This is a genomic window from Pseudarthrobacter siccitolerans (assembly GCF_030823375.1).
In the GTDB taxonomy this organism is placed as follows: Bacteria; Actinomycetota; Actinomycetes; order Actinomycetales; family Micrococcaceae; genus Arthrobacter; species Arthrobacter siccitolerans_A.
In genome coordinates this window covers 222951-242956 of sequence record NZ_JAUSXB010000001.1, presented here as the reverse complement: position 1 = coordinate 242956, position 20006 = coordinate 222951, and the positions used below count along the sequence as shown (strand labels likewise).

Genomic DNA, 20006 nt, shown 5'->3' with positions numbered 1-20006 from the left:
TACCCGAAGGAGCTTAGTGCGGGCCAGCCGGGAAACCGGTTAATGAGCACTAACCCTGCGTGCCGCCGGCCTCCAACGCAGCATCGGTGTCTGTCGGCGCGGCCCGGTGATCCACTCCGGCCGCCAGTTCGTCAATCCTTTCGAGCGCCGAGTTGAGCCGCTGCACCGTTGCCCACAGGACCGGCTGCTCGTCGCGGATCTGTTCGAGCGTGGCGCCGGCGGATCGAACGGTTGCGAGGTCGAAACTGATGTTCGTGCGCGCCCCTGCCACCGCCGCCCGCAGGGCACCGAAAGCCACCACCACATCGGCAATCAGTGCCGGGTTCCCGTTGGCGGCGAGCCAGCCAAGGTCCTCAATGGCTTCAATCGCGCGTTCACCCAGCACGGCCGATGCTTTGGCGGCGTTCACCGACGCCCGGTGGATGGCGTCGTCGCGTTCCGGCCCTGGTTCCAGCCGGAAGGCGGCGCCAAACGCTTCGGAAGCGGCAGCATCGTCGTCGGCAAGTGTGAGGGCTGTCCTGCGCAGCGTGTGCGCACGCTCGTGGACATCCGCCAGTTCCTTCCGCTGCTGTTCGCCGGGTTCGGTGTAGCCGGCCACCATGGACGTGAGCGATGCTGCGATGGCAAGCATCACCCCCGTCCCGGCCCCTCCGCCCGGCGAGCCCTTGGACTCCGCCAGCGCCTGGGTCCAGTCTTCAACCGTAGAATCCTGCGTGGTCACCGCTTCAGAATCAGCCATGGCACCCATTCTCCCCAATTCCTCGCGCTGGGTGTCCGCTGCCTATTGGCGCGGGTATATGGACGATCGTGTACACGCGCGCAGCTCCCCTGTTGCCCAATCGCGGGCTGTGCCAGTATCGCAACATGGTGAATCCCCTGCGGCCCGAAGACTTGCGGGCGTGCCTCACCCATCCCCATGCGACCATCGCCACCGCTGCGGGAGCGGTGGCATACGCCGACCGGGGCACGGGTGTGCCGCTCCTTGCTGTTCATGGAACCCTTGGGGGCTGGGACCAGGGACTGGTGGCCACCGAGTTTTTCCGGACCAATGGGTTCCGCATCATCGCGCCAAGCCGTCCGGGCTATCTGGGTACGCCCCTGGCCACAGGACGCACTCCGGCAGAGCAGGGCGATGCGCTCGCAGCACTGCTGGACGCCCTCGGTATCGAAAGGGTCAGGGTGTTCGCTGGGTCCGGCGGCGGCCCGGCGGCCTATGCGCTGGCGGCACGGCATCCGGATCGGGTAATTAAGCTGGTGCAGGTAGACTCAGTCTGCCTTCCGATTCCACCGTTCCCGTTGGCCAGGTTGTTCGCAAGGGATCCGGCCCTCCAGTTTCAGCTCTGGCTGCTCCGGCACGCCGCAACACCCATGGTCAAGTTGATGCTCGGGCGCTTCGGCAATGGAGCTTCCCGGGACGAGGCTGCCCGCCGCGCCGCCGGCATCACCGCTGACCCTGTCCGTTTAGCGCACCTCGAAGCCATCCTTCTGGCCTCTTCCGGTTGGGCCCACCGCCGGGACGGATACGACAATGACTCCGCCTCGTTGAGAGCGTTAACCCCGCTGGACCTTCAGTCGATCGCCTGCCCCACGCTCATCATGCACGGCACCGCGGATGCAAGCGTGCCGCCGGAGAACGCCCGGCACGCACACCATCAGATCCACGGCTCAGAGTTGTACTGGATGCAGGGTTCCCATGTGGCGTTCTTCCTCGAAGAAGGCGATACGGCTCCCTTGTACGCGCTGGACTGGCTGCGGGGCAACAACTCCGGGTAGTCGGTGGTTGAGCCTGCCGAGGCCCAAAGGGCTCAATCCTCGGTGCTTTTCGGTTTGGGCAAGTCCGTCAGGCAGAACCACCGCCCGGCGGCCCGTCCAGCACGGTGGGGACGTATTCGAGCAGTTGGAGCCGCCCGTCGAACGTCCGGCTATTTACCATTTCCAGTGAGACGTCCGGGTATCCGTCGTAGATCCGTTCGCGTCCGGTCCGGCCCGTGATCACCGGGAAGACCACCAGCCGGAACCTGTCCACCAGGCCGGCCGTCAGCAGGGACCGGCAGAGGCTAAGGCTTCCAAGGGTGGTCAGCGGGCCGGTCCCGTTCCGCTTCATCCCAGCGACCGCCTCCACCGCGTCTCCAGCCACAAGCCGGGAGTTCGGCCAGGTCAAAGGAGCCTTCAGGGCGGAGGAGAAGACAACCTTGGGGACGGCAGCCAGGCCAGTGAGGCTGGCCCCTTCGTTGTCGGAGAATTCAGAACGTCCGCCCGCGGCCTCCTGCGACATGCTGGACATCAGCCGATAGGTGTTGGCCCCGAGCAGGAAGGTGTAGTTCTTCTTCCCCTCCTGCTCAAGCCAGGCCAGGTATTCCGGGCCTTCCAGTCCCCACCAGCCGGGCCAGCCCTCGGCGGAGGCATAACCGTCCAGTGAAATGATCAGATCCACCATCAGCGTTGCTGCTGGTGCTTCTCCGGTTTGGTCAACCATGGCCGTCTCCTCGTTGAATCGGCGGATCCGGACCGCACCACAGGGAAGAAACGTTCCGGTGCCGGCCATGCTAACCCTGGAAGGCCGGCGGGTCTATCCGTCCCGTAGCCTGCATGAGAGCATACGGGCATGTCACCCATACAGCGCCTCCGCCCCGAAGGGCTCGTTGTGAGCCCGGCCTTCAGTCATGTTGCTGTTGTGCCGCCGGGCGCCACCACCATCTATGTTGGCGGCCAAAATGCCGTCGACGCCGACGGATCCCTAGTGGGCCCAGGCGACGCCGCGGTGCAGTCAGCCCGCGCCCTCGAGAACGTGAAGACCGCGCTCGCTGCCGCCGGCGCAAGCCTCGGCGATGTGGTGCAGTGGACCGTGCTCTTCGTGGACGGCGCCGACATCGCAGCCGGATACCGCGCCATTGCAGGGGAACTCGCGTCCGACGAGCCGGCTTTGGTGACTGCTGCCCTTGTGGCCGGGCTGGGCGTACCCGGCGCGCTCGTGGAGATCAGCGCTGTCGCTGCCGTGCTCGCATAAGCCACATCCTGGCAATGCCGGGTGCCGTGACCAAAGCCAGGAGCCGGCGCGGCTACTCGAAGCGCACGGGGTCCCAGTCAAGGATCCGTGGAAAGGCGAGACCCTCAACAACGAACGGATCATCGGCGATGAAACGCTCGGCATCCTCCCGCCGATCCTACCTGCCGCCTCGTTAAGGCGTGCCTCAAGGAATCCCTTCCGGCCGCCGTCGGACCCTATTAGCATGGCCCGTATCCTGTCCGCGCCCTGAACACCCCTGCCACGCAAAGGCAAGCCAATGAACAGTGTCACCTGTGATCTCACCGTATCGCTCGACGGCTTCCTCGCCGGACCCATCCAGAGCCGCGACAATCCCCTGGGCGAGGGCGGTGAGGACCTGCACCGGTGGCAGTTCGAAGAACCCGAGGCCAATGCTGCAGCGATTGAGGGCATCCTCGCCGCTGGAGCGTACATCATGGGCCGCAACATGTTCGCCGGTCCGGGACCCGGGTCCTGGGACGATGACTGGCGCGGCTGGTGGGGCGAGGAACCGCCGTACCACGCCCCCGTCTTTGTCCTCACGCATCATCCCCGCCCGCCGCTGCAGATGCAGGGCGGCACAACGTTTCATTTCGTGAATGACGGAATCGAGTCCGCACTGGCCAAGGCGCGGCAGGCCGCGGGCGGTAAGGACGTCGCCATAGCCGGTGGTGCGGAAACTGCCCGGCAGTATCTTTCGGCCGGGCTGATCGACGAGTTGCGGCTCCATATCTCGCCGCTTCTCCTTGGGGCGGGCGAACGTCTCCTGGACGGCGTCGGCAATCTCAAGCTGGAACCGACGGAAGTCAGCGGCACCAGCCTGGTGACGCACATCCGCTACCGGCTGCACGAAGGAGGTTAAGCCACTCCGACTTCCTGAAACGGACATTGTGCGACTGGCTTCGAGCGCGGGCCCCCTTCGGGAGGGTCCGGGCAGCTACCGTCCACCCTCAATCTTGCGGCTGCGCTGCTCCTGCGCCATCGGTCCGTAGGGATAGACGCCCGTCCCGGGCTGGCTGACCTGGGTCAGCCGATTGGTCTCGTCAGGACTAAGCTGCAGTTCGGCCGCCGCGAGGTTGCCGGCAAGCTGCTCCTCGGTCCGGACACCCAGGATCACGGACGTGACCGCCGGCCGGTCGACAAGCCAGGCCAGCGCCACCTGGGTAGGGCTGACTCCCCGGGCAGCGGCAATGTCTTCCACGGCATCGATGACGGCCCAGGTACGTGGGTTGTCGTTGCGCGCCTTCCAGGCCTCCATTCCGCGTTCGGGGTTCTCACCGAGCCTGGTGGCACCTGCAGGAGGCTGGTCCCGCTTGTACTTGCCCGAGAGCCACCCACCGCCGAGCGGCGACCAGGGCAGCAGGCCGATGCCGGCGTCGAGCGCCGCCGGAACAATCTCGGATTCGATTTCCCTGACCAGCAGGCTGTACTGGGGCTGCAGGGTCACCGGCGGATTCCAGCCGTTCGCCCGGGCAACATGGACGGCTTTGGTCAGTTGCCATCCCAGGAAGTTGGAAAAGCCGTAATAGGCAATCTTGCCCCGGCTGACTGAGTCATCCAGGAAGCGCAGGGTCTCCTCCAATGGAGTAATGGGGTCCCACGCGTGCATCTGGTACAGGTCGATCTGTTCCACGCCAAGACGTCGGAGGGAATCATCCAGGGCGCGGGACAAATGCCGGCGGGATGTTCCGACGTCGTTCGGTGCCGTCCCCATCGGAAAGCGGCCCTTCGTGGCAATCACCGCTTTATCCCTGGCCTCCGGCCGCTTGGCCAGCCAGCGGCCGATGATCTCTTCCGAAACACCGGCGCTGTAGACATCGGCGGTGTCGATGAAATTCCCGCCCACCGCAAAGTAGCTGTCCAGGATGGCGTGTGAGGTCTCCTCGGTGGCCTCCGCACCGAAAGTCATGGTTCCCAGCGAGTAGCTGGAAACGACCGCGCCGCTGCGGCCCAGGGTTCTGTATTCCATTGTTATCCTCGTGTTCGGTGGCGGGTGTCAAAATCCATGGCCGCCGCGTCCCGCGTGGTGGTGCGGATGCGGTACAGGCTGGTGGTGGCTGTGATGTAAAGGTCCTGGCCGTCCGGGCCGCCAAAGCACAAGTTCGATACCCGCTCGGGCACTGCCACGGTAGCCAGGAGTTCGAAGGACGGTGAATAGACCCGGACGGCGGGGCCGGCAGAGGTCCAGATCCTGCCCTGCACATCGACCCGCAAACCGTCAGCAGCATTGCCTTCTTCCAGCTCGAGAACCGTTCCGCCGGGGCGGCAGGTGCCGTCCGCCACGTTGTAGGAGGCAATCCTCAACGGAACCCCATAATGAGGACCGGCTGTATCCGCAACGTAGAGGACCGACTCATCCGGTGAGAAGGCCAGCCCGTTGGGGTGGACGAGGTCAGTGATCATTGCTGTCAGTGTTCCTGAAGCGGGCTCGAACCGGAAAACATAGCAGCCGCCGTACTCCTGCTCCCCCTCGTGCCCTTCTTTAGTGCCTGGAAGAATTCCGTACGGCGGGTCCGTGAACCAGATGCTGGAGTCACGTGAAATCACGACGTCGTTGGGCGAGTTCAGCCGACGGCCCCGGTAGGAATCAACCAGTCCTGTCACCACTCCCCCGCGGTCACGCTCAATCCTGCGGCGCCCGTGGCTGCACTGCAGCACACTGCCGTCAGCGTCGAGGGTGCGGCCGTTTGTGAATTCGACCCCAACTGCGTATTCGCGGGTCCTCCCGGCGGCGGGATCGAACTCGAGGATGCGGTCATTCGGGATATCGCTCCAGCGGACTGCCTGGGACGACGGCACCCACAAGGGGCCCTCAGCCCATGCCGAGCCCGTGAAGAGGCAGTCCAACCCGCCGATTGTCAGTCCAGCAACCATCCGATCCCCTTTGCATCCAGTTCCCGCGCATGTCCTACGCTACATCCGCCTGTGGGACGCCCAAGCCGCCGGACAGTGATACACGGCGCTGATCCTGGACGGGCAAAGCGCTCACCCGGTGGATAGGTGTTGGAAGCCGGGTTTCCTGGCCCCAAGACTCCATGGCCGGCTTCCGAACGTCCTACGCCTGCCCGTGGCCGATCGGGGCATCGCCCAGACTGCCGTACCTCTCCATGCGGTGCCACCGAAGGTGTACGCCGGCCAGCGCTGTAACCACTGCCTGAATGACCACGAGATACATCAGCTGCCGGTAGACGAACTGCTGAAGCGGCAGGGTCCAGAGCGGCCGTAGCCGTTCATTGTCGAGCCTGAATGCGTAGGCAGCCATCAGGAACTGAACGGCCAGGAAAATGAGCCAGAGACCGGCAATCCGGAGTGGATCGAGGAAGATCAGGCCGTAGACAGCAAAGACATCAACGACGGGCGCGAACAGGGGCAGCAGCACCTGCAGGACCAGCAGGTAGCCAAGTCCGCGCCGGCCGAGCTTGCCGGCCGCCCCGCCCTGCACCACCGCACCCCGGTGCTTCCACATGGCCTGCAACGTGCCGTAGCACCAGCGGTACCGCTGTTTCCAGAGCGCTCCGAGGCTGGCCGGCGCCTCGGTCCAGGCCCGCGCATCCTCCTTGTACACAACGCGCCAGCCATCGCGGCACAGTGACATGGTCAGGTCGGTGTCCTCAGCGAGTGTGTCGTCACTGACTCCGCCGACCCGGAGGAGGGCCTCACGCCGGAAAGCACCAATGGCACCAGGGACGGTGGGCATGCATTCAGCGACGTCGAACAGCCTGCGGTCCAGGTTGAAGCCGACGACGTACTCGATGTGCTGCCAGGCGCCGAGGATGCCGCCGCGGTTGGCGACCTTCGTATTCCCGGAAATAGCGCCCACGCGCGGGTCGGCGAAGGGCTGGATGAGGGCGTGGACAGTGTCCGGTTCGAACACGGTGTCGCCGTCCACCATCACCACAAGATTGTGGGTCGCAGCGTACAGCCCGGCGTTCAGCGCAGACGGTTTGCCTCCGTTCTCCTTACGGATCACTGTAACGCCGGGCAGTCCCAGCGCGTCCACGATATCCGCCGTCCCGTCGGTTGAACCGTCGTCCACCACGACGATCTCAACCGGATGGGTCGAGGCCACGATGGACCGGACAGCGGCCTCGATGCCGGCGGACTCGTTGTATGCCGGCACGATCACGGTGACGGGCTCAGTAATCTCCGGCCGGACCAGCACGTCCACCCTGCGCCGCCCACGGCCGGCCGCCGTGATGCGGCGGGCGGCGCGGCTGTGGCGTGCGGCAAAGAAGACCACGAGTACGGCGCGAATAAACGTCACGACGCCGGCAGCAACAAGTGCCCACGAGATAGCCGTGACCACGAAGTCACTGAGGCGGATGCCCCACAGGAAGGCTGTCCCGCTGACCTTTTCCATGCCGGACGCCTGCCGGGTGCTGTCAATGCCCATTGAGTCACCCACGGTGGTGACCCGGAAACCCTTGTCCTCGAACTTTGTCAGTGCGGAGTCGAGGGCGGTGACGGTCTGCTCCCGGTCGCCTCCGCCGTCGTGCATCAGGACCACCTGCCCCTGCGTGCCCGGGGGATCCAGGTTGCCCTCGATCGCCTCGGCACCCGGCAGCCGCCAGTCCTCGCTGTCCATGCTGCTGAGAACGGTGAGGTAACCCTCGTCCGCCAGTCCCCGCATCACCGACCACGTGCCATTGGTGAGCGCGGCGTTGCCGGAACTGAACGGCGGACGCAGCAGGGACGCGGATTGGCCTGTGATACCCACAATCACATCCTGGGCACCCTGCACCTCGAGTTGCCTGCGCCACGCGCCCGCAGTGCCGAGATCAGCGTGGGTGAGCGTATGGACGCCGATTTCGTGGCCTTCGGCCACGATGCGGTGCACGAGGTCGGGGTTGTCCGCCGCTGCCGAACCAATGACGAAGAAGGTGGCATGGACCTGGTGCTTCCGAAGGATGTCCAGGATCCGGGGCGTCCAAACGGGATCCGGGCCGTCGTCGAAGGTCAGGGCCACCGTGCGGTCCGGAGGGCTGACCGCACGCACCGCCCCGCCACGGGAATCCACCACCGGACCGCCGTGGGACACAGCCTGCGGGACCCCACTGGCAGATTGGTCTGTCGATACAGATTCATCACCGAGCCGGCCCTGGTGGTGCATGTATCCCTGAACCACGAGGGCAAGGCCCAAGGCCAACAGGGTGGCCATGAGGACCAGCCAGTGGGCCCTCACATTGGCTGGACGAGGGCCTTTCGTGCGGACAGGACGCTTGGTGGGTACAGCGACTTTGGTGCGGAAACCGCCCCCGATCGGGCGAGGAGAAGTCACGGGTGCGGCGGGGACGAGGGCCGGGTTGCCTGGCCCGGCGCAGATTCATTCGGGCCCGGCACGGAGCTGCTCATCCCAGGCGCCGTTGGCTTCCCAGTGGCCGCGGGCGCAACTGTGGATCCGGCGGGGGCTGCCGGCGGGGGCGCGGCAGCCGTAACCGGCGGTGCTACAGGGAGGGCCTGGGGCGCCGTTGCCGGGACCTGGAAGGCGGCGGGCGCTGCCGGGACAGCGGCGGGACCTTCGGCGCCTTGGGGGCCAGCGGCATTGGAAGCCGGCGGGGGTGGGGAAGACGGCAGGTTGCCGGGCCCGGCGGCGGCGGGGAAGGGCAGGTAGGGCGCAGCCACATTGGACCCGCCCATGAGTGCAACCAGGAGGAGAACCACGTACCCTGCCACGATCCCGAGTGCCCCCACACCCAAAAGATTGACCCGCCGCAACCGCCGGCCTGACGTATCAACAAACACAGGACCACGTGGCGACGCGGCGCGCGGCTGATCGGACGTCTCGTTAGGGGCTTTCATCGAGCACCAACCTTAGAGGATGGCCTTTCTTCACCCAACTTGACCATTCCTCCCGGAACGGGCTGCTCTGGCGCCGCCGCCGGCGATGGCTGTAGCTTTGGAATACTTTCCTTCGAACCAGCCGAGGTGCCGGAGGTACCGCTGATGCAGGGCTTGTCCACGTCGTTGGTTCTGATCGCGTTGCTGGCTGTTGCCGCACCCCTTGCCGCCCGTTTCCTGGACCGGGTGCTTAAAGTTCCGATCGTGGTGTTCGAAATAGTCCTCGGAATCGTGCTCGGCCCCGGCCTGCTCGGATGGATACAATCCACCCAGTTCACTGACACCCTGGCGGATTTCGGGCTGGCCATGCTCTTCTTCGTCGCCGGCAACGAGATCGACTTCGCCGCAATCCGGGGCCGGCCCGTCAACCGTGCGGTTGCGGGGTGGGTCATCTCACTGGCCGCGGGCATTGGTGCCGGGTTTGTCCTAGCGCCCGGACCGGAGGCTGCCGTGATCGTCGGCGTCGCCTTGTGTTCCACCGCCCTGGGGACGCTGCTGCCGATCCTTCGCGATGCGGGCGAGTCCAAATCCCCGATCGGGATCGCGGTGGCAGCGCTGGGTGCGGCCGGCGAGTTCGGTCCCCTGGTTGCGATCTCGCTGTTCTTCAGCGGCAGGGAGCTGGGGCCGGCGACGGCGGTGCTTCTGGGATTTGTTCTGTTGACCGGCCTGGCGATTTTTCTCGCTTCCCGTGCACGGCACTCCCTGCTCCACTCACAGGTCACCAGGACCCTGCACACCAGCGGGCAGTTCGCCGTCCGGTCCATCATGTTTATTCTGAGCGTGCTCGTTGTCCTGAGCATGGTGCTGGGGCTGGATATGCTGCTGGGTGCATTCGCCGCGGGCGTCCTCTGGAAGGTGGCCATAGCGCGGGCTCCCGAACACGACCGGCACGTCATCGAGATGAAAATCGACGCCATCGCGTTCGGGTTCCTGGTGCCGGTCTTCTTCATCGATACCGGCATAGACTTCGAACTGGGCGCGCTTACCAGCAGCCCGGCATCCCTGGCGCTGGTCCCTCTTTTCCTGCTGCTCCTGCTCATCATCCGCGGACTGCCGTCCTTGCTCGCAGCTCCCCCGAGATCCACGGCGGGTGACAAGCGGGCCATCGTCCTGTTTGCGGCAACAGGCCTGCCGATTATCGTGGCGGTAACGGGCATCGGCCGGGACGAAGGGCTAATCACGAGCGGAATCGCGTCCGCCCTTGTGGGAGCAGGAATGCTCTCGGTACTCCTGTTTCCGCTGCTCGCACTCCGGCAACATCAGCGCGATCCGTTAAGGGCTCCGCAAGGCAAGCGGCGGCCCCTTCGGCGCCCGGACCGGGCCGGCATCCCGGGCGAGGCTACGAAGTAGAACCGATTGCCGCACCGCCCGCCCTCCGACCCAAGCCAGGTCCCGTCGTCGTGCATCCATCTCGTTGCCACAGGCAAATAGCTGCCGGACTCTGGACTCTTGAACGGGGCGCAACCAGACTGTCTACAACAGCTGGCCCGGCAGGCCGGAATGGCCAGTAATTTGACCAGTCGGGAATGGACAGCTGCATTTATTGGGGTTTTACCGCAATGCCTGTTCCGCACCCTTGAAAGGACCTGGTTATGCCGGATTTCACAGCATTCTTCCCTCTTATTGCCATCATCCTGGGGGTGGTTTTTGCCGTGGGCTTTATTTGGGCGGCAACAAAACTGATGTGGAAGGTGGCGGAACCCAATGAAGCCCTCATTATCTCCGGACTGACCCGTGGCACCCTTGAAACCCGGGCAGGCATGGATTTCAAAATCGTCACGGGTAAAGGAGCACTCGTCCTTCCCGGCCTCCAGACGGTACGTACCTTGTCGCTCACCTTGAATGAAACTGAGCTCAAAGTTTCCTGCGTAACCTCACAGGGCATCCAGGTGATTGTGGAAGGTGTGGTCATTTACAAGATTGGCGACGCTCCGCCGTTTATCGCCAATGCGGCGCGCCGGTTCCTGGGCCAGCAGCCCAAAATGGAAAGTCAGGTATACAACGTCTTTGAGGGCCACCTGCGCTCCATCATCGGCAGCATGACCATGGAGGAGATTATCCGCGAGCGGGACAAACTCGGTTCGCAGGTCCGCAGTGCCAGCGGCGTGGAGATGGAAAAACTGGGGCTCGTGGTGGATTCCCTGCAGATCAAGGATCTGCAGGACCCGACCGGATACATCGAGAACATCGCAAAGCCTCATATTGCGCAGGTGAAGATGGAGGCACGGATCGCCGAGGCCACCCGCAACCGGGAAGCGGCGGAGAAGGAAGCGGAGGCGGCGGCACTGATCGCAGACGCGCAAAGCGTTTCGGCCATCAGGCAGTCCGTGGCCCAGGCTAATGCCGAGCGCGCCAAGGCCAACGCTGCCCAGGCGGGCCCGCTGGCCGATGCCACAGCGCGGCAGCAGGTGGTTGTCCAGGAAACCGAAGTGGCCAAGCTCGAGGCGGACCGGGAAGAGCAGAAACTCCAGACCACGGTCCGGAAACCGGCGGATGCGAAGGCCTACGCCACGCGGACCGATGCGGAAGGGAAAAAGGCGGCGGACATCAGTGCCGCCGAGGCACTGGCGCGCCGCACCGAGCTTGATGCCCAGGCCAACGCGCGCCGGACGGAACTGCTGGCCCACGCGAATGCCACCGCAGCGGCCGCGACTGCCGGAGCCACAAAAGTCACCGGCGAAGCCGAAGCCGCGGCCACCAAAGCCAAGGGCGATGCCGCGGCTTCCGCAATCAAGGCCAAGGCTCTGGCTGAGGCAGACGGCATCAAGGCGCGGGCAGAGGCTTTGGGGACCAACCAGGACGCGGTGATTTCCCAGCAGCTCGCCGAGAACATGCCCGCCATCATCGCCGCTGCAGCCGAACCGTTCTCACACGTGGGCCAGATGACCGTCCTGAACGGCGGCGACGGCGTCAACAAGATGCTCGGCGGAATCCTGGCACAGGCGGGTGACTACCTGCCCGCCCTCGCGTCCGCGCTCAAGAAAGGCCAAGAAGCCAGGCGTCCGCCCACGGCTCCCGGCGAATAGGAACACCGGATGCACAAGGAGGTTGACCGGAGCCTGACAGGAAAGATCGGGCGGGTGACAGGGCACATCGGGCCGGGCACTATCGGCGAGGTGATGCTGCCCTACCTCGGCGGCACCATGGCCTTCCACGCCCACCCGTTCGACAAGACGAGCGACTTCGCAGTGGGTGATGAGGTACTGGTGATCTACTTCGAGCCGCCGCAGACGGTCTACGTGGACGAGCTTCCTGACGTCTTGAGGCACGGGTAACACTTCGCAAGTGAGTGACCCGTCTCCGCCCTGGATCGAGCCCCGGGGTCTCGAGGGGCAGCTAGAGGGGTCGGTCGCGTCGGGCGAAGGTCATGTGGATGACACCGCTCGGTGACGGCGCTGCCTCGATCTGGAAGCGCTGTTCCAGTCCTTCGAGGCGGTCCCACAGTCGTTCGCCGCGGCCAAGAAGGATCGGTACGAGGACAATATGCATCTGGTCGATCAGGTCGGCCTCGAGGAACTGGCGGATCGTAGTGGCGCCGCCCCCGATTCGCACGTCGAGGTCACCGGCGAGAGCGCGGGCGTGCTCAAGGGCTTCGGCAGGTTCGGCATCCACAAAGTGGAAGGTCGTGCCACCCTTCATCGTCAATTGCGGACGCGGGTGGTGGGTGAGGACCACCACCGGGGTGTGGAACGGTGGGTTGTCGCCCCACCAGCCCTGCCACTCCTCATTGTCCCAGGTGCCGCGCTGAGGCCCGAACTTGTTGCGGCCCATAATCTCCACACCGATGCCGGAGGCCCACCGGCTCGCGAAGGTTTCGTCGATTCCGGTGGAGCCCTCTTCCTCGCCGTGCAGGCCCATCTGTGCAAAAGTGCGCGTCGGAAGAGCCCACTCCATCAGGCGCCTCCCGGCGTGCCCGAAAGGTGCGTCCAGCTCCTGCCCTTCGCCAGTACCGAATCCGTCGAGCGAAACGGAGAAATTGTGAACGCGAACGAGTGACATCGGACTCCTTGATCGTGGCCGGGCGCTGGAGGCGGCACTCGGATCTGTCAGCCTCAACACTTGCAGCACACAAGCGCTGCGCCGACCGTAGCGCAGGTGCGGGTGACCTGCAAGCAGTCCAGGAAGGTACACGGCGCCGGAGCTCCCCGCCAGATCCGCGCGAATCCTTGATTCGGCGCACATCGGGCGGGAAACGCCGTCGTGCTCGTGAAAACCATGCCTCCCGTCAACCCTGTGGACTCATTCGGCGGTGCCGGCCTTCACGGCATATGCCGTGGCTTGGGTCCGCACCTGGCGAATGTAGGGATCGGACTGGTTGTAGGTGTAGACGGCGTCCGTCCACCCTTGCGCAGTTGAGAGGTCTCGGCCGTGGGCGCACAGGTAAGTCGCCGCACTCAGGGCGGCGTCGTCGATATTGAACGGGTCCGCTGTTCCATCCCCGTTCCCGTCCCGTCCTGCAAGCTCCCAGGTGGAGGGAATGAACTGCATGGGTCCGACGGCGTGGTCCCAGCGCGCGTCGCCATCCAAGGCACCGGCGTCCGTGTCCGGGATGGCCGCGAATCCGACGCCGTTGAGACTTGGGCCCACAATGGGGCCCGTGGCCTGCCCTGCGGTGTTAAGGCTGCTGCCGCCGTACGTTCCGTGCCCTGATTCGACGGCGCCCACTGCTGCCACCGTATTCCAGCCGATTCCGCACGCCGGAGCGGAATCATTGGCCCTGACGGCCGCAGCAACGTAAGCCTGCAGCGCACGGGCAGGGATCCCCGTCCGGGCGGCAGCCTGGGTAAGCCACTGGGCATCGGGACTCTGGGTTACGTTCACGGCGGTGGTGATCCCGGCGGATAATGTGTCAAGTTCCGCCCCCGCCCGCGGCGGTGGAGAAAGCGCCCCGCCCGCGTCTGCACCGGGCTGCCGAGTTGCCCAGAACGAGAATGCGGTGATGGCGCACATCGCGAATAGGGTGAAAACCATTAGGCGTTTTAGACGGAGCACCGACTAATCAAACCATCCGGGCTCATTGACCGCCTGCGGAACCGCCGATTTTGCGAAGCGGTGGACGGTCGATACGTTTAGGGTGCCAAATCACGTCATTCATCGAAGTATGTGTGCAAACTCGCCTCAGGTGAGATGGATGCGATGACTCCCGCTGCTATGTCATGGAGTTTGGCGTTGCGGGAATTGGACGCTTTCCTCAGCATGGTGAAGGCGGCGTCCTGACTGCATCGGTTCTGGCCCATGATCACGCCTACTGCAATATCGATGGCTGTCCGGTTCTTCATCGCCGCTTCCAGGTTGTCCTTCGCTTCCTGCAGCCGTGTCAGGCGCAGCTCCAGCCGGAGGGTCTTGGCGGATTGTTCACCGAACAGCTCCGCGCGGGCAATGTCCTCCCCCGTTATTCCGTATGGCCGCGAAGAGTAGATGTTCAAAGCAGCGGTGGATTCTCCCTCCAGCCGCAGGGGCACACCGAGGATCGATTGGACTCCCTGTTTGGCGACGGCGCGGATGTATTCCGGCCAGCGGTGTTCGCGCGAAACGTCGGGGACGTAGACGGTGGTACCGGTGCGCATGGCGGTCAGGCAAGGCCCGTCGCCGAAGGCGTACTGGAGTTCGTCCATCACCCGTGCCGTGGCGCTGCTGCATGCTACCGTGACAGGTTTTTTCCTGCGCACCACGGTGACATTGCAGTGCACCTTCGAATTGGGTGGCGAGAGGAGGGACGCGGAGAAGACGGCCAGTTCCTGAAAGAACTCCTCAGCGTCCGAAGTTTCCAGGACCATGTCCTGGAGCCGCGAGGCGATTCCATCCTGCAGTTCGGCCGGGGGGGTATAGCGTCCATCGCGCGTCCTTAGAGAGTCTTCAACGGCAGAAAGACAGCGCCGCGTGAAGACGCCCACTTCCGGACGTTTCCCTCCCAGCCTACGGCAAGATTCAGTACCCGGCAGAAGAAGAACCTACCCTTCTCCCACAGGTTGGGCGTCGGGCCCGCGCCATGATGGCACACCAGGCGACTCGTCCGGTACCCAGCAGTGGACCCGAAGCCCGCAGCATCATCGCCGCGGCCGTACTCTAATTTGCAGGTCCTGGAACAGGAGGCGAAGAACTGCGCCGAGCTGGACAGGATCCTCAAAGAATCGCCGGAACCAATTCTGCTTATTGATGAGGGCCACTGGACGGGGCCTTCAGGGGGTTTGGCAAAGCAGCGAACGTGCCGGCGGCCGGGCTGTACATCGTCACTGCAGCCTGCCTTGGTGCTTCCGATGGGAAGGTCGCCATTTGCCAGGAACATGCAGGCGCCCCCTTTAGGCCGGCAGAGATCGCGCTGGATTGCGTCCCGGCCACATCGCAGGTCATTGCACTTCGAGGCCGTGGGCAAAATCTTCGCTTTCCCCGGAATATTCTCTGATTGCACTCAGTTATGAGTGTTATCACTATTACCCCCGGCCCTGCGCGGAAGTCATGCTCTGACACTTCAGATGCAAAGAGACCGGCCTACCCGTCCCTTGCCCACGTTCGACGAAACCCCTCAGGCCGCCCGCCGTGCCCGCTCCACTGCGAGCCAGGGACGGGCAGCCGCTAAGACGCATCACCACCATCCGCGCCGACCGGCGGGGATGTAGTCCTGTAACAAGAAAGACCAACAAAATGCCCTCAATTAATGGAGCAGTCGTCCTCGTCACCGGCGCAAACGGCGGCATCGGAACCCACTTCGTCCACGACGCCCTCGCCCGGGGTGCGAGCAAGGTCTATGCCACCGCCCGCACCCCGCGCACCTGGGAAGACGCCCGCATCGTCCCGCTCACCCTCGACGTCACCGACTCCACCTCCATCCAGGCAGCCGTCGACGCCGCCGGGGACGTCACAGTGCTGATCAACAATGCCGGAGCCTCCGTGGCAAGCCCGGGCATCCTCACCCACACCGACGCGGAAATCCGGACCAACGTCGAAACGAACTTCCTCGGCCCGCTGTTCCTCGCCCGCGCCTTCGCACCAATCCTGTCTGCGAAAGATGAATCAGTAATCATCGACATCCACTCCGCGATGAGCTGGTACGCCGTTGGTGGCATCTACAGCGCCACCAAGGCCGCCCTCTGGTCAGCCACCAACTCTCTACGCCTGGAACTCGCCCCGGACGGGGTGCACGTCGTAGGCGTCCACGTCGGGTACGTCGACACGGCCATGGCCGCGCATGCAACCGATCCCAAGATGGACCCGGCTGAACTCGTACGCACCGTGATGGACGCCGTCGAATCCGGCGAGTACCAAGTTCTCGCTGACGAGACATCCGTGCAGCTCAAGGCCGGACTCAGCAGCCCCATCGAGGCCGTCTACCCGCAACTGACGCACAACAAAGCCTAAGAAAAACGATAGTGCCGCGGCCATGATGACCACGGCACTACGAGCCCGGAATCAACCAACCGAAATGGGCGAGCCGGAGCAGATGGCGCCACGGTTTACGCGCTTCGCGCACAAAGCCAGGAACTCCCATTGACAAATATCTGAGTGCAGTCATAATTGAGTTAGATCAAAAATCTGTTGGTCCAAGCAACGATTGCATGGATACCCTCCCGCACCGACTCAGATGGCCCCGCCGGGAGAAGCCTGCACCACGGCAGCGACCGGTAACCACCCCCTCACTGAAGGAGCATCACACATGCGAGCGTTCGTCGTCACCCAGTACAAGCAGCCCTTGCGCGAAGCGGAGGTCGCCGAGCCGGCCGTCGGTGAACGGGACGTGCTCGTGCAGGTTCAAGCGGCGGGCTTGAACCAGTTGGACGAGAAGATCCGGTTGGGTGAGTTCAAGCAAATCCTTCCCTACAAGCTCCAGCTGATCCTCGGCAACGACGTCGCCGGCACCGTCCTGCAGGTTGGGGCCAAGGTGCGAGGGTTCAAGCCGGGTGATGAGGTTTACGGCCGTCCTGACAAAGACCGCATCGGCACGTTCGCCGAGCGCATCGCCGTCGCTGATGAGGACCTTGCGCTGAAGCCCGCGTCGGCCAGCATGGAGGAGGCCGGCTCAATGCCACTCGTGGCGCTGACCGCCTGGCAGGCCCTCGTCGAGCGGGGCAACCTGCGCCCGGGGCAGAAGGTCCTTATTCACGCCGGCGCCGGCGGAGTCGGCTCGATCGCCATCCAGCTCGCCAAGCACCTCGGCGCCACCGTTGCAACCACCGCGAGCAACTCCAACGCCTGCTTCGTGCGGGACCTCGGCGCGGACATCGTGATCGACTACCGCACCCAGGACTTCGAGCAGCTCCTCAGCGGTTACGACCTGGTGCTCGACAGCCTCGGCGGGGAGAACCTGCAGAAGTCACTGCGCGTCCTCAAGCCCGGCGGGAAGGCGATTGGTATCTCCGGCCCGCCCGATCCGGCATTCGCCCGCGAAGCCGGACTGAATCCTGTGCTGCGCCTGGCGGTCACCGCGCTCAGCAGCAAGATCCGGCGGCAGGCGAGGAAGCTCGGCGTCAGCTACGAGTTCCTCTTCATGCGCGCCAGCGGCGACCAACTGCGGCAGATCAGTGCCCTCGTCGACGACGGCGTCCTGCGCGCAACCGTAGGAAGGGTCTTCACCTTCGACCAGACCCCGGAGGCGCTGCAGTCCCTGGCCTTTGGCGGCATCCGCGGAAAGGCAGTGGTCGCTCTGACCCACTGAACCCGCCCGCACCTTTTCCATCCCATAAACCAGACAGAAGAAGAACCGTCATGGACAACACCAACACACCGAACGAATTCGTCGTCACCTCATACGCGAATGCACCTGCCAGCGCCATCACCGCCGGAGGCGTTACCTTTGCCTACCGTGAGCTGGGGCCCAAGGGAGGCATTCCGGTCGTGTTTTTCGTTCACCTCGCCGCCACCATGGATAACTGGGATCCCCGGATCATCGACCCCATTGCCAAGAACCGCCACGTCATCACCTTCGACCAGCCCGGCGTCGGCGCTTCCAGCGGGAATGTTCCCCACAGCATCGAGGCAATGGCCGACGACGCGTACACCTTCATCAACGCCCTCGGGTTCGGCAAAATCGATATCTTCGCGTTCACCCTGGGCGGCATGATCGCCCAGGACCTCGCCCTCAAGCATCCGAACCTCCTCCGCAAGCTCGTGCTGACCGGAACCGGCCCGCGGGGAGGCAAGGACATCGACAGGGTCGTGGGCACCACCTACTGGGACATTTTCCGCGCAACCCTTACGGGGTCGGACCCCAAGGAATTCCTGTTCTTTAACCGCAACACCACGGGCAAACCCGCAGCGAAAGCGTTCATCAACCGCCTCAAGGGGCGCACGGTCGACCGTGACAAGCCGATCAGCACCCGTGCATTCCAGACGCAGCTGAAGGCGATCCAGAAGTTCGGTCGCTCCGCCCCGGCGGACCTGTCCACGCTCACGCACCCAACCCTTATCGCCAACGGTGACAACGACCGCATGATTCCCTCCGTGCTCTCCGAGGACCTCCATCGACGAATCAAGGGATCCGACCTGATCATCTACCCCGACTCCGGTCACGGCGGCATCTTCCAGTATCACGCCAAGTTCGCCCCAGCCGCCGTCGAATTCCTCGCTCAGTGACCAGTCCAGCTTCCGGCAGGAAAGCACCCACGGGCACCACACCGTCAACGATGCCGTTGGCTTCCGCAATCCACATCTACGAGGTAAAGCCCGCTCACAGGCCAGGCCTGGGCCCTCCCCCACCAAGAACAAAAGAAGAAACCGCGGGAGGAACTCGGGAACGCATTAATCGTTATACTCATTACTGAGTCGAGTCAGTTTAAGTCCGGAGGGAACCCCATGCCTGTCACGTCCCAGCCGCTCGGACGGCGCGAGCGGAACAAACAACAGAAACTCGACCGCATCACCGCCGCAGCGAGTGAGCTGTTCGCCGAACACGGGGTCGAGGACGTTACAACCCAGCAAATCGCCGACAAGGCCGACATCGGCACCGGAACCCTGTTCCTCTACGCAAAGACCAAAGGTGAACTCCTCCTGCTCGTCCAGAACGCGCACTACGCCGAAGCCCTCGAGCGGGGCCGGGCGGATGCCGAGACCACTCCGGATGCACTGGATGCAGTGATGGCCCTAGTGCGGCCAATCGTGGAGTGCAACCGGACCCAAGTCGACAACGGACGCACATACCTCCGGGAGATGGTCTTCGGGGACCCGACAGAGCCGCACCACAGCGAGGCCCTCTCCATCGTCGCGCAGACCGAGGAGGCCATCGCTGCCGTCCTTGGCAGGGACGGGCTGGGAGGTGCCGGTGACGCCGCAACGACGGCACGCATCGTCTCGGCGATCATGTTCGTCAGCATGGCAGCGACCGTGAACGCCGCCTCGAGTACCGACGCCATTGTGCAGGACATCAGGTCCCAAGTCAGCCTGCTGGTGCCCCACTAACTCCTCCAGCAAGAACCTCGACGAGGTCCACCGGCCAGGGCTCGCCCCTTTGGCAAGTGCGAACGCCTGGGGCACCGCGGGTATGTCCCACTGGTGGCACGGATGGCTCCTATACCTTCAGCACCTTCCGGGATGACCCCTTTGCGGGCGTCCGGTCAAGGATCAGCGCGGCGGCAATCCCGAGCATCCAGACGTCCTTTGCCAGTGCGGTGCCTTGCTGGCTGGGCCGGATCCCGTCTTCCAGAGTCATTTCCGGGATTCTTCGGTACATGGTAAGAAGGGAGGCCGAGAAGATGCCAAGGCCCAGCCCGGCAAGACGGCTCGGCACGAACGGTGCGAGAAGGATCGCGCCCAAAGTGATCTCGGCGTAGCTGAGCAACTTCCCGAACGCCTCTGGTTCCATCCGGGTGAGCTGTGGGTAAACCTTGGCCCCCATGCCTTGCATTTGTGCGGCAGTGTCCTTGTCCAGATTCCGCTTGCTATAGCCGGCATTCAGAATGAACGCTCCAGTGGCGAGGCGGAGAGGGATGTGGCTCAGTTTCATCATGAATCCCCTTACTAGGCGGGTGATGCTTGAGAGCCTAGTTAGCTGAAGTCCCGACCGCCAGAGCTCAACGCCTCGCCGCCGGTCACCCTTGCCGCCTTATAAGCAGAGGTGGTGGAATTTGGGCAGCCGCAGCGCCTGCCTCAGATCCAGTTGGACAAGGGCTTCGACTAATCGCATGAAGCTTCGCATGGTATGGAGTTGGGCCCT

At 64.2% G+C, this 20006-nt stretch carries 19 protein-coding genes; 10 read left to right on the top strand and 9 right to left on the bottom strand.

Annotated features, from left to right (window positions below; all coding sequences use genetic code 11):
- Window positions 1-49: 49 nt before the first annotated feature.
- Window positions 50-739 carry a cyclodeaminase/cyclohydrolase family protein gene (locus QFZ36_RS01085; RefSeq protein WP_306633206.1) on the bottom strand — a complete coding sequence of 230 codons (690 nt, stop codon included), beginning with the start codon at window positions 737-739 and terminating at the stop codon, window positions 50-52.
- A gap of 125 nt (window positions 740-864) precedes the next feature.
- Here QFZ36_RS01085 and QFZ36_RS01080 point away from each other — a divergent pair, with 125 nt between their 5' ends.
- On the top strand, window positions 865-1773 hold the full coding sequence (locus QFZ36_RS01080; RefSeq protein ID WP_306633204.1) for an alpha/beta fold hydrolase: 909 nt from the start codon (window positions 865-867) through the stop codon (window positions 1771-1773).
- A gap of 67 nt (window positions 1774-1840) precedes the next feature.
- Here QFZ36_RS01080 and QFZ36_RS01075 read toward each other — a convergent pair whose 3' ends face one another.
- The gene (locus QFZ36_RS01075; RefSeq protein WP_306633202.1) at window positions 1841-2476 is read right to left on the bottom strand and encodes a dihydrofolate reductase family protein; all 636 of its coding nucleotides are present in this window, start codon (window positions 2474-2476) and stop codon (window positions 1841-1843) included.
- Window positions 2477-2605: 129 nt separating this feature from the next.
- Between QFZ36_RS01075 and QFZ36_RS01070 the strand changes: the two genes are divergently transcribed.
- A complete protein-coding gene (locus tag QFZ36_RS01070; RefSeq protein ID WP_306633200.1) occupies window positions 2606-3007 on the top strand; it encodes a RidA family protein in 402 nt (133 codons plus the stop codon).
- 277 nt (window positions 3008-3284) lie between these two features.
- On the top strand, window positions 3285-3887 hold the full coding sequence (locus QFZ36_RS01065; protein ID WP_306633198.1) for a dihydrofolate reductase family protein: 603 nt from the start codon (window positions 3285-3287) through the stop codon (window positions 3885-3887).
- A 75-nt stretch (window positions 3888-3962) separates the two neighbouring features.
- On the opposite strand, the gene QFZ36_RS01060 is transcribed toward QFZ36_RS01065, so the two are convergent.
- From QFZ36_RS01060 to QFZ36_RS01050, 3 genes are all read right to left on the bottom strand, one after another.
- Entirely contained in the window at window positions 3963-4994 is a 1032-nt protein-coding gene (locus QFZ36_RS01060; RefSeq protein ID WP_306633196.1) for an aldo/keto reductase, read from the bottom strand.
- Between the two features lie 2 nt (window positions 4995-4996).
- On the bottom strand, window positions 4997-5899 hold the full coding sequence (locus QFZ36_RS01055; RefSeq protein WP_306633194.1) for an SMP-30/gluconolactonase/LRE family protein: 903 nt from the start codon (window positions 5897-5899) through the stop codon (window positions 4997-4999).
- A gap of 181 nt (window positions 5900-6080) precedes the next feature.
- Window positions 6081-8183, bottom strand: coding sequence for a bifunctional polysaccharide deacetylase/glycosyltransferase family 2 protein (locus QFZ36_RS01050; RefSeq protein WP_306633192.1), 2103 nt, complete (start codon window positions 8181-8183; stop codon window positions 6081-6083).
- Between the two features lie 767 nt (window positions 8184-8950).
- Here QFZ36_RS01050 and QFZ36_RS01045 point away from each other — a divergent pair.
- The 3 genes from QFZ36_RS01045 to QFZ36_RS01035 all read left to right on the top strand — a co-directional run bounded on the left by QFZ36_RS01045 (window position 8951) and on the right by QFZ36_RS01035 (window position 12138).
- Window positions 8951-10213, top strand: coding sequence for a cation:proton antiporter (locus QFZ36_RS01045; protein ID WP_306633190.1), 1263 nt, complete (start codon window positions 8951-8953; stop codon window positions 10211-10213).
- A 242-nt stretch (window positions 10214-10455) separates the two neighbouring features.
- Window positions 10456-11889, top strand: a complete 1434-nt coding sequence (locus QFZ36_RS01040) for a flotillin family protein (protein WP_306633188.1) — start codon at window positions 10456-10458, stop codon at window positions 11887-11889.
- A gap of 9 nt (window positions 11890-11898) precedes the next feature.
- On the top strand, window positions 11899-12138 hold the full coding sequence (locus QFZ36_RS01035) for a hypothetical protein (protein WP_306633186.1): 240 nt from the start codon (window positions 11899-11901) through the stop codon (window positions 12136-12138).
- Between the two features lie 61 nt (window positions 12139-12199).
- On the opposite strand, the gene QFZ36_RS01030 is transcribed toward QFZ36_RS01035, so the two are convergent.
- The 3 genes from QFZ36_RS01030 to QFZ36_RS01020 all read right to left on the bottom strand — a co-directional run bounded on the left by QFZ36_RS01030 (window position 12200) and on the right by QFZ36_RS01020 (window position 14640).
- Window positions 12200-12862 (bottom strand): dihydrofolate reductase family protein, encoded by a 663-nt coding sequence (locus QFZ36_RS01030; RefSeq protein ID WP_306633184.1) that lies wholly within the window; start codon window positions 12860-12862, stop codon window positions 12200-12202.
- Between the two features lie 240 nt (window positions 12863-13102).
- Window positions 13103-13834 carry a lytic transglycosylase domain-containing protein gene (locus QFZ36_RS01025; protein ID WP_306633182.1) on the bottom strand — a complete coding sequence of 244 codons (732 nt, stop codon included), beginning with the start codon at window positions 13832-13834 and terminating at the stop codon, window positions 13103-13105.
- 116 nt (window positions 13835-13950) lie between these two features.
- Window positions 13951-14640: a GAF and ANTAR domain-containing protein gene (locus tag QFZ36_RS01020; RefSeq protein ID WP_306633180.1), complete on the bottom strand. Its 690-nt coding sequence runs from the start codon at window positions 14638-14640 to the stop codon at window positions 13951-13953.
- 865 nt (window positions 14641-15505) lie between these two features.
- On the opposite strand from QFZ36_RS01020, the gene QFZ36_RS01015 reads away from it, so the two are divergent.
- The 4 genes from QFZ36_RS01015 to QFZ36_RS01000 all read left to right on the top strand — a co-directional run bounded on the left by QFZ36_RS01015 (window position 15506) and on the right by QFZ36_RS01000 (window position 19252).
- The gene (locus QFZ36_RS01015) at window positions 15506-16219 is read left to right on the top strand and encodes an SDR family oxidoreductase (protein ID WP_306633178.1); all 714 of its coding nucleotides are present in this window, start codon (window positions 15506-15508) and stop codon (window positions 16217-16219) included.
- Between the two features lie 295 nt (window positions 16220-16514).
- A complete protein-coding gene (locus tag QFZ36_RS01010) occupies window positions 16515-17513 on the top strand; it encodes an NADP-dependent oxidoreductase (protein WP_306633176.1) in 999 nt (332 codons plus the stop codon).
- 50 nt (window positions 17514-17563) lie between these two features.
- The gene (locus tag QFZ36_RS01005) at window positions 17564-18430 is read left to right on the top strand and encodes an alpha/beta fold hydrolase (protein ID WP_306633174.1); all 867 of its coding nucleotides are present in this window, start codon (window positions 17564-17566) and stop codon (window positions 18428-18430) included.
- Window positions 18431-18649: 219 nt separating this feature from the next.
- Window positions 18650-19252, top strand: coding sequence for a TetR/AcrR family transcriptional regulator (locus QFZ36_RS01000; RefSeq protein ID WP_306633172.1), 603 nt, complete (start codon window positions 18650-18652; stop codon window positions 19250-19252).
- A 109-nt stretch (window positions 19253-19361) separates the two neighbouring features.
- Here QFZ36_RS01000 and QFZ36_RS00995 read toward each other — a convergent pair whose 3' ends face one another.
- On the bottom strand, window positions 19362-19799 hold the full coding sequence (locus QFZ36_RS00995; RefSeq protein ID WP_306633171.1) for a hypothetical protein: 438 nt from the start codon (window positions 19797-19799) through the stop codon (window positions 19362-19364).
- Window positions 19800-20006: the final 207 nt, after the last annotated feature.